General features: G+C 42.1%; 8 protein-coding genes. 3 read left to right on the top strand and 5 right to left on the bottom strand.

Translation table 11 applies throughout. The features are described from left to right. Nucleotides 1-288: 288 nt before the first annotated feature. From CWC03_RS19115 to tmk, 5 genes are read right to left on the bottom strand one after another with little or no spacing between them, the layout of a single operon-like run. A complete protein-coding gene (locus CWC03_RS19115; protein ID WP_138583237.1) occupies nucleotides 289-2,127 on the bottom strand; it encodes an alkaline phosphatase D family protein in 1,839 nt (612 codons plus the stop codon). Continuing rightward, entirely contained in the window at nucleotides 2,111-2,905 is a 795-nt protein-coding gene (locus CWC03_RS19110) for a TatD family hydrolase (protein ID WP_010604674.1), read from the bottom strand. The genes CWC03_RS19115 and CWC03_RS19110 overlap by 17 nt, the downstream gene beginning before the upstream one ends. Before the next feature lie 7 nt (nucleotides 2,906-2,912). Continuing rightward, nucleotides 2,913-3,236: a PilZ domain-containing protein gene (locus CWC03_RS19105; protein WP_128726051.1), complete on the bottom strand. Its 324-nt coding sequence runs from the start codon at nucleotides 3,234-3,236 to the stop codon at nucleotides 2,913-2,915. A gap of 11 nt (nucleotides 3,237-3,247) precedes the next feature. Continuing rightward, a complete protein-coding gene (gene holB, locus CWC03_RS19100; protein ID WP_138583236.1) occupies nucleotides 3,248-4,156 on the bottom strand; it encodes a DNA polymerase III subunit delta' in 909 nt (302 codons plus the stop codon). Then, the gene (gene tmk, locus CWC03_RS19095) at nucleotides 4,149-4,802 is read right to left on the bottom strand and encodes a dTMP kinase (RefSeq protein ID WP_138583235.1); all 654 of its coding nucleotides are present in this window, start codon (nucleotides 4,800-4,802) and stop codon (nucleotides 4,149-4,151) included. The genes holB and tmk overlap by 8 nt, the downstream gene beginning before the upstream one ends. A 237-nt stretch (nucleotides 4,803-5,039) precedes the next feature. On the opposite strand from tmk, the gene CWC03_RS19090 reads away from it, so the two are divergent. The 3 genes from CWC03_RS19090 (at nucleotide 5,040) to CWC03_RS19080 (ending at nucleotide 9,040) form a co-directional block, all read left to right on the top strand. Further along, the gene (locus tag CWC03_RS19090; protein WP_138583234.1) at nucleotides 5,040-6,227 is read left to right on the top strand and encodes a sugar ABC transporter substrate-binding protein; all 1,188 of its coding nucleotides are present in this window, start codon (nucleotides 5,040-5,042) and stop codon (nucleotides 6,225-6,227) included. Beyond that, the gene (locus CWC03_RS19085) at nucleotides 6,202-8,352 is read left to right on the top strand and encodes an ATP-binding protein (RefSeq protein ID WP_138583233.1); all 2,151 of its coding nucleotides are present in this window, start codon (nucleotides 6,202-6,204) and stop codon (nucleotides 8,350-8,352) included. The genes CWC03_RS19090 and CWC03_RS19085 overlap by 26 nt, the downstream gene beginning before the upstream one ends. 244 nt (nucleotides 8,353-8,596) lie before the next feature. After that, complete coding sequence (locus CWC03_RS19080) at nucleotides 8,597-9,040, top strand: hypothetical protein (RefSeq protein ID WP_138583232.1); 444 nt, start codon at nucleotides 8,597-8,599, stop codon at nucleotides 9,038-9,040. The last annotated feature ends 345 nt before the right edge of the window (nucleotides 9,041-9,385 follow it).

Here is a 9,385-nt window from a genome sequence, read left to right as displayed (position 1 = left end):
ACTTTGTCGCGTGAAATCTCTTCTTAGCTTCGTTAAAACTTTCTCATTTAGAACAACTATATAGCAAAATTTTTGCCTTGCCTATATGGATATAGGTACCTTAGCGGTAGCAGGACGCGAGAGCGGTGCTACTAAAGCTATTTCCCCGCTTCAAGATAGATCATTTACTTAATACAACTGGTATAACGCGTCATGCAAGCTGATACGTATAGCAAAGCTAGAAATAGCTGAACTTAGCTGTGGGTCGCTGAAATCGGTTTATTCAATTCTCAAATCTATTACCAAGACTTATAACTCAAAATGACTGTGGATCCCAGTACCGTGCAGTAGTTCATACTTCTCTAGCAAGCCGTTTTCAAGCGTTACTAAGCTAATCGCAGAATCAGACACCAAGTAACCATGTTTTTTTAGCGATGAAGGATGCTTACTTACAGATAGCTGCCAACGTTTTGTAAAGAGATTCAAAGGACTATATTTGGCATACAAAATCGTATCCATCTTATCTAAAATATTGATAAGCGGCTTTGGAAATTCATTTTTTATTCCTGATGCAGTTAACTGCCAAATGCGGTTATCATGACGACCAAAACGAGCCTGAACCGAAAAGCAAAACGAATAATGCACATCGCCGGAGAGTATAATGGTTTCTTTGGGTGTATCTGGACGCTTAAAAATTTCAATGAGTTTTTTCGCGGCCCCTTCATGCGCCATCCAATTTTCCACATCTACCATTAACGGCTCACCACACGCATTAAATACAGCTTGTATGGTTTCGATTGCCTTTACCCCAAATACTGGCGCAGGACTGACCATCAATACTGCACTGTGGTCGATAAGCGTGTCTTGCAGCTCCATCAACATTTCCCAGTCGAGTAAACCACTCGGTTCATTGAAATCTTGTTCATTACGCCAGCGATGTGTACGGGTATCTAGCACCACCACTTTTGGAAACGTATCTAAACAATAATGCCAATGTGTGAATCGGCGAACTTGTTTGTCAAACGCCGAAAAGTGCCATTCGTTGTCAATCAAGCTTGAATTAAAACCTGATGTCAGCGCCCCGCTATACTCAAACGCATCATTACCAATGCCTTGAAACAGCCAATAGCTAATAATGCCATTACTGATTATACGGCGACTCACTTTATGGTTTGCAATTGCCTGTTCCCATTTAGCCGTCAAATTCCAATCATCGGTTACATCATGGTCATCAAACATCATTAAAATGGGCACGTTCGCACACAACCGCTCAGCACTAGGCAATGTTTCAACAAAGCCTTTTAGCGCGTCAAGTTCAGACTCGAATATTCGCCTAACTTTGTCGTTGCCACCGTCATAATGAAGCGCATCAAAGTTAACCAATTGCCAAGCAAGATGAGAGAAGTTTAACAGGTAACAGGCGACAAACTCTTCGAAGAAAATGAGGTGATTAAAGGCCTTAACACTAGAAAAGTGCGGTTCATCCTTTCGAAACCAATAGCTAGGTGAAAACTTTGATCGCTCCTGCCATGGCGTCTTCGGTAGATATAAGTGACGATGGTAAAGCTGGGCTTGTTGATCAGCAGGTAGGTGCATTGGCAATTTGGTTTCTTTAAACAAACCTAGCCTTGCTATAAGTTGATGAATAGCCAACAACATGGCGCCAGCAACATCATCGGCATAGATCTGATCGCCAGAAAAAATACACAAGTCAGCACCTAATTCACCAAGCTCGCGCTGCTGCTCCTGCCACTGATCCGCAGTATGTAAACTGTCTCTTGCGTGGTGATGCGGGTTACGGCATGAGCCATGTAATATTTGCTTGAGCACAGCTGGTATCGCAAAGCTGAGCTCTTCTCCGTAACGCAGATAGTCTGGCTTATACGCGGCACCGTTAATAAGCACTTGATACTCGAGCAGCTGCGCTGTTGGCAGAGCCTTCTCGCTGCATATCATCAAAAAATGCAAAAAGCAGGCTGCACCGAGCTGAAATGTCTCAACCTCACACCGACTTTGATGGGCTAATAGCGAAGCCGAGATGTCCACGGCTTCACAAGTAACAACCTGAATACAAATTTTATTCTGCTCAGCTCGGCGAACCAGCGGGCCCATCAACACCTGAGGTAGCTGATTAAGTTGTGCTACCATCTTGGCGTTTCACCAAATTAAATAAAGAGTAAAAGTTATTCGTGGTTTGCTCTGCAAGCGCTTTGTAGCTCACCCCTTTTAAGTCAGCAATATAATATGCAACGTCTTGTACATAAGCAGGTTGGTTAGTTTTACCACGATGTGGTACAGGTGCAAGGTAAGGTGAGTCGGTTTCAATAAGCAATCGGTCCATAGGGATTTGCTTAACAACTTCCTGAAGCGCCGTCGCATTTTTAAACGTCACAATACCAGAGATTGAAATGTAAAAACCAAGGTCTAATGCCTGCTTTGCCATCGGCCAATCTTCGGTAAAACAGTGCAGCACACCACCGCAATTTTGCGCATTGTGGGCACGCATGATGTCTATCGTGTCTGCTTTTGCATCACGAGTATGAATGATCAGTGGTTTTTGCAACTGGTTAGCCACATCGATATGTCCAGCAAAGCTTTCTTGCTGTACCTGGTGCGTATCTTTTGAATAATAATAATCTAATCCAGTTTCACCAATAGCAACGACCTTATCATTACTTGCTAGTTGCACTAGCCTTTCAACATCCAGTTTATCTTTTTGATCCAATGGATGCACCCCACAAGATGCAGAAACATCATCAAAATGGGCTATTTTTTCTAACATCGATGGAAATTGGTCTAGTGTCACGCTAACGCATAAAAAGTGTTCTACTTGTTTTTGTCTCGCGTTACTGAGTACTTCTTCAAGGCTTAGGCCTAACTTTTCAAAATCAAGTCTATCTAAATGACAGTGAGAGTCTACAATCATACTGGCTCTACATGGTGTAAGTTGGTTTATCTGAATGCAAAGTCGCACCCAAAAGCTTATTTATTTTATCGTTCAGAGCTGGCGCGTCTACAAACGCAACACCAACACCCGAAGGATTAGAATTTTGTGCACCTTGCGGTGTTAACCAAGCAACCACTACGTTGACTTCGTCCGCTTCTAGCGCGTCAGGCAAGGTGACTCTGAGCTTTAATTCTTGCCCCATATCAAAATGGGCATTGGACTTGATAAATATGCCACCGGATTTCAGAAATGGCATATAACAACGATATAGCTCATCTAAATCTTCAAAATCCGCAAGTAACTCTTGCATGCGCCACCTCTTTATAGCTGTTTTTGTAAGGCAAAAAGTAAATTAGAAATACTAAGGTTTTGATTTAACCCTAACACATTTTTCTGTTCGTACATAAACCGATGTATCAAGCTCACTAAGTCTTGATACTGGGTAAAACTCAAGCCATTTCCTTGTGTCATCGCCCCTTTAAGGCGATTAAGCAAAAAACGGGCGAATACATCGCTCATTGCGCCTTGCTTTAATAAAATCTTTTCAACCGTTTGCGCACTTTCTGCTGTTAATTGATTCGCCGCGTGATAAAGCGCAGTCACATCCTCTAGCACACCTTCTTGTTGCCACGCTTCGATAATAAAGGGCTGAAGAGAAAATTCATCAAACCAAGGAAAATCACAAGCGACATTTTTAGCTGCCAGCCACTGCGCAGCCTCTGCTTGATTGGGAGAGTGAATTGCCACTTTATTACAACGACTCAAAATGGTGGCAGGCAACTTACTATCATCATCACTGGTGACAACCAAATAACGATTAGCATTTGGCTCTTCAAGTGTTTTTAACAGCGCATTAGCGGCTGAATGGGTCATCAAATGCGCTTGTTCAATCAACGCGACTTTATTACCGCCTTGCTGCGCTGAATGGTTCAAAAAATGCGTAATTTCTCGAATTTCATCTACCCCGATTGATTTTCCCTCAGGCACGACACTCAGTCTATCTGGGTGATTACCAGCTAAGTTCAAGTTACACGACTTACATTGCCCACAGGCAGTAAGATTTTGCGGATGTAAGCATAAAAGTGCATCTGCCAAGTGCGCCGCAAGCAGAGACTTTCCCACGCCTTTTTTACCCGATAGCAACTGAGCATGGTGCAAACGACCATTTTGCTGTGCCCGAGCAAGATAACTCAAAGCGCTGCTGTGCCAACTTGGAAGCAAATTATTCATTGCCATCCACTGTAAAGTGTTTGGCTATCAGGCTATCAAGCAGTTCAATACTTTGCTCAAGTACTTGTGCTTTACTTTGACTGGCATCAATCACAGTGAATCGTTCAGGGTCATTTTTCGCTTGAACGAGATAGCCCTCACGTGCGCGCTGCAAAAATTGTTGTTTTTCATCCTCAAGCCTATCTAGCCCCTCACCTCTTGATTTGACTCGCTTTAAGCCCTCTTCAGGGTCCAAGTCCAAAACCAAATTCATGTCTGGACGAAAGCCGCCGAGCGCAAGCTGATTAATGGTTGTGATGGTGGCAAGATCTAGCCCTCTTGCATAGTGTTGAAAACTAAAAGTTGCAGCATCAAATCGATCAGAAATAACGACTTTACCTTGCTCGAGTGCAGGAATAATTTTTTCACGGACATGCTGAGCACGCGCGGCCCCAAACAACATAAGTTCCGTCATGTCTGCCATTTCGGGAGTTGAGGGATCAAGAATGATTTCTCTAATCTTCTCTGAGATCTCTGTTCCACCGGGTTCACGAGTCATCACAACTTCAATACCGCGTTGTTTTAAATGCGCTTCCAATCCGGCTATAACCGTCGTTTTTCCAGCGCCATTGCTGCCATCGCAGACCAGCATAAACCCTTTTTTCATAGCAAGGATGTACTCATCGTTCTTATTTGGTGGTTATTTTATCGTGTTTTAGTGAATTATTCACGACTGAAATAGAATTGAATGGCCTAATAAATTGAATTTGTCATTCTGAAAAGAATTTAAATCAGAGAAATTTGGTCTACAATAACAAGCACATCCGATTAGTTTTATGTAAGAAACGCCTAATGCCAAGCAACATTAACATGTCCTCTAGGTCCGAAAAGGAAGCGTATTGATATGCTAGGTAAAGTGCTATGCTTGGTGTTCATGTTACTTCTTCTGGTTTATTACCCAGCTAACGCCCGTGCCAGTGAATCGCCAGTGATAGATGTTGCGGTCGGACTTGAGAACTTTGATTTTCAGCCATTATTCGAAGAGTTCAGTGAAAAAACGGGTATTAAAGTTAACATTCTTGCCTTTAACAACAATCAGTTGAAAAGTGAGTTATTGTTGTATGCAGATGCCTTGCAGTTACCAGATGCCGTTATTATTCCCAGCGATTATATGGGATTGACGGAACTGCAATTTTCTCAGGTGCCAAAGTCTTGGTTAAGCAAAAAGCTCACACAGAAAGTCATTGAAAACAGCAAGGTCAATGGCGAGCTTAGGGGCGTACCAATTATGTACGGTAACCACCTAGTACTCTATTACAACCGTGCACTTGTGCCACATCCAATTACCGACTTACAAAGCTACACCCAACAAACTGTTGCAGACAAACCTACGCTCGGCTGGAATTTTTATGAAATGTATTGGTTTGTGACCTTTGCGAACGCACTTCAGCCTAACCTCATCCAGGCAGGCGTACCACAGCTTGACACCAAAGCGATGCGCCTCGCAATTTCCAATTATCAATCACTTCTCAACAGTGATGTCATAGACGCTGACTGTGCTTACCAATGCTTAATGAGTCGGTTTAAGACTGGCAAGCTCGATTATTTTGTGAATGGAATTTGGGCATATCGTCAACTTAAAGACAAGCTTAAAGACGATTTAGCCATCGCGCCTTTACCAAGGTGGGGTAATCATCAACTAATGTCTCTCGCATCGTCTCATGTACTGGCTTTTCCTGCCAATGGCATAGAATCTAAAAAAGGTCCGTATCTAAAGCTGCTTGTTGACTTTATGCAAAGCCAAAAGGTACAAGATAAACTATGGGATGAACTCAATGCGCTGCCAGCAAACGGCGAAAGCTTGGCTGAACTTACAAAACGCGGCGACAAGGCACTTTCTCAACTGATCGCCTCTTTACAACAAACCTATCCACAACCCAATGAACCAATTATGGCCTATATTTGGGAAGCCATGTTAAAGGGACTAACACGCTATTTAGGTGGTGTGTATAGTGTCGAAGAAACGACGCAATATATGCAATTTATTGTCACAAAGTCGGGACAGAATGAAAGCAAATCGCAGCATCGTTGATGAAATAAAAAGAAAAATTACGGCATTATTCTCTCTCTTCCTCATTGTACTGGTTGCGATGGTTGGTTTTTCCCTGATGCAACAAAAGGCAACCTTAGAGCAAGAAGACGTTAAACGCACTGGCGCAAGTCTTATCAGCGATTTTAAAGCACAAGTCAATGAGCTGATCTATCAAGTTGCACCGTTAAGTGAAGATCATATCTTATCTACCTTACCGAACGATCTACTGTTTACTCAATACGCGGTTAAAGCGCTAACTAACTTAGTCGACAATACCGACATGGTGAAGTCTGCGTTTATCAACGACGGCTCTGTGTTTACCGTCGAGGGATATCCTTTTGATACCCTACGGTGGAACAATTCCGTATTTAGCGAGCATGCTAATGAGGTTCTTTCGCAACAGCGGCGCACATTAAAAATTGACAAACTGGTTGTCCCTATTGAGAGCCTTGAAAAGAAACCGTCAGATCAGGCGAAGTTATTTCTCGCCATTCCCCTTAGACAAAAATTATCGTCGTTAATGCGCCCTTATAAATATACTGGTGTGCTTTTCCTTGAAGTCGATCTTGGACCATTTTTAGATTCCAATCAGGAAAAAGGCTCTATCTGGTTCACCAGTCAAGACCTTGTACTTGAGGGTACACATTCATCAGATGTCACTGAAGGCGTATACCGCAGTGCTGTTTATTCACTAAAAGACGATTTTGTTGAACTTGATTTACAGCTACAACGAGAAGCAGAAGTATACAGTAACGATATTTTACGACCAGTGTTATACATCGTGTTTATCGGGTTGATACTAGTGATATTACTTACCTGGTATTTACGCCGATTAGCAAAACGCTTAACCAATCCGATGCAAGCACTTGAACGCCATTGCGAACGACTGAAACGAGGACATTACGTTTCTGCGAAAAGCGATTTTGAATTTAGAGAGTTAAGAACGCTCCAAGTGACCCTTAACCAACTTGCGAAACAAATCAAGGAACAGGTAAGCTCTCTTGAAAATGAAAAAGTGAAAGCACAAAGTTCAGAGCGTGCAAAAAGTCACTTTTTGGCGAACATGAGCCACGAATTAAGAACCCCACTTAACGGTATTTATGGCGTATTTCAGTTAATGAAGCACCATAAAAGTGCATCAGACTCCAAAGAACTTATTGCACAAGGCATGACGTCCACAGAAACATTACTTAGTTTACTCAATGATTTACTTGATTTCTCTAAAATTGAAGCTGGCGAGTTAAAGATGGAATCAGCGACGCTGGACGTCAGAAGTATTGTCACTGAAGTTACACAAGAGTTTGCCCATGCTGCCAGTATCAAGCAAATTGACCTGATTATTCAGACTGAGGACCTAGCAAACCCTTATCGACTCGGTGACTCGCTGCGTTTAAAACAGATACTAAGAAATCTAATATCCAACGCCGTTAAATTTACCAGTGACGGCTCTGTAACCGTTATACTCCAAGATGGCGGCAAACATCTCTCCATCCGTGTAATAGATACCGGCGCCGGTATTTCCGAAGTCGCGCTAAAGAAGTTGTTTAATCGATTTCAACAGGCCGACTCATCGACCACCAGAAAGTATGGAGGAACGGGCCTTGGACTTGCAATTGTAAAACAACTCGCCGAGCTTATGGACGGCCGTGTTACGGTAACGAGTCAAGAAGGTATTGGCAGTGAGTTTACAGTTGAACTCGTACTCGAGATTTGCGAAGCACCGGAACAATCTATCATGCAAGACTTGCATGCTATACCCGCCTTGAAAGATAAAAACCTGCTACTCGCTGAAGATAATCCCCTAAATCAAAAAATATTTAGTGCCATGATTAAACCAACTGAAGCAAATCTTGTCATAGCTCAGGATGGTGAAGAAGCGCTTGAGCTTTATCACGAATCGAAACCTGATATCTTTTTTGTCGATATTCAGATGCCAAAAAAAGATGGCCTAAAAGTATGCTCAGAAGTCAGAGAACAAGATAAAACAACTCCGCTTATTGCCGTCACAGCCAATGTAATGTCGGGAGATTTAGAAAATTATCAGCAACTTGGATTTGATAATTGCGTCGCAAAACCGATAGATATGAAAAAACTTTATGAAGTGATAAATACGATTGTGAGTTAACGGTCAATTTCGCCCCATTTTATATGGCTAGATGTAATAAGCTACATTGAAGAAAGTTCACTTAAATTACAATTGAATAACATCGTAAAATTCTTATAATCTTAGCCTGAAAGCAGACATTCACCTTAGGTAAACTTCTTCTCGTGTAACCTTCAGTTAGCATTCAAGTCTTTATAACATCAGCGTTTTTACCTGCACTAGTTGCATAGTTTCATCGGATGTAATTTCATAGGAGTCAAAAGGAATGACAACCATTGTCTATAACGCGAAAACAGCAGAAATAGCCTGTGATAGTAGAACCACTACCGACAAGATCATCGTTACCGATAACGCTCAAAAGTGGTTTGATTATCACGGCTGGAGAGTGTTTTGCACCGGGCAAACATGCGATATATACAATTTGCAGCACAACTTTTCAAATAATCAGTTTGATACGATTGAGAGTCTGGAATTCATTAAATATCACCCCAAAAAAGGCGTTTGGTATGGTTGTGTAAAAAGGGGCACCTATAAATCCGAACCCTTAGCGCAATCTTATGCCATCGGCTCGGGCCAGCAAGCAGCAATGTTTGGTTTACTCAACGGCTATAATACAGTGGAAATCGTTGAACAAGTTAAACGTGTTGATTTTAGAACGGGTGGTGATATTCACTGCTTTAAAGTTACCGACCCTTTAGAAAGCACATAAGCCAGCGTCAAAATACGCTGGCTCTAACCCACTTAAGTGAGTTAACCTGAGCTTCGGATAATTAATGCCTTTCTAGCAGCCAGTTTTAACGCTAACTGCGTTGAATTCACTTCCAATAGCCAGCTATTGGTGCGTAAATTCGCCTTGTTATCCCTAAAACTGTCTGGCTAGATAAGGGGATAATTTAATGTGGCATTAAAAACAATGAGTTAGCTCATTCCTTATCCAAACCTCAGGTTAAATAAGTGGAGATAGTCAGGAAAGATAAAGCGTAATTTAAACTTGAGAGAAAGAAAGGTAATTGCTCTAAAAGCGTAATTTTAATCCCAGATCGCTACCGTATCC

It is taken from the genome of Pseudoalteromonas sp. S2755, assembly GCF_005886535.1.
Classification (GTDB): domain Bacteria; phylum Pseudomonadota; class Gammaproteobacteria; order Enterobacterales; family Alteromonadaceae; genus Pseudoalteromonas.
The sequence above is the reverse complement of the archived record's forward strand: the minus strand, read 5'-3'. Positions and strand labels throughout refer to the sequence as shown.

Coding starts and splice junctions, on each gene's coding strand:
- CWC03_RS19115 (WP_138583237.1), bottom strand. CDS start 2,127: ATGGTAGCACAACTTAATCAGCTACCTCAGGTGTTGATGGGCCCGCTG.
- CWC03_RS19110 (WP_010604674.1), bottom strand. CDS start 2,905: ATGATTGTAGACTCTCACTGTCATTTAGATAGACTTGATTTTGAAAAG.
- CWC03_RS19105 (WP_128726051.1), bottom strand. CDS start 3,236: ATGCAAGAGTTACTTGCGGATTTTGAAGATTTAGATGAGCTATATCGT.
- holB (WP_138583236.1), bottom strand. CDS start 4,156: ATGAATAATTTGCTTCCAAGTTGGCACAGCAGCGCTTTGAGTTATCTT.
- tmk (WP_138583235.1), bottom strand. CDS start 4,802: ATGAAAAAAGGGTTTATGCTGGTCTGCGATGGCAGCAATGGCGCTGGA.
- CWC03_RS19090 (WP_138583234.1), top strand. CDS start 5,040: ATGCTAGGTAAAGTGCTATGCTTGGTGTTCATGTTACTTCTTCTGGTT.
- CWC03_RS19085 (WP_138583233.1), top strand. CDS start 6,202: ATGAAAGCAAATCGCAGCATCGTTGATGAAATAAAAAGAAAAATTACG.
- CWC03_RS19080 (WP_138583232.1), top strand. CDS start 8,597: ATGACAACCATTGTCTATAACGCGAAAACAGCAGAAATAGCCTGTGAT.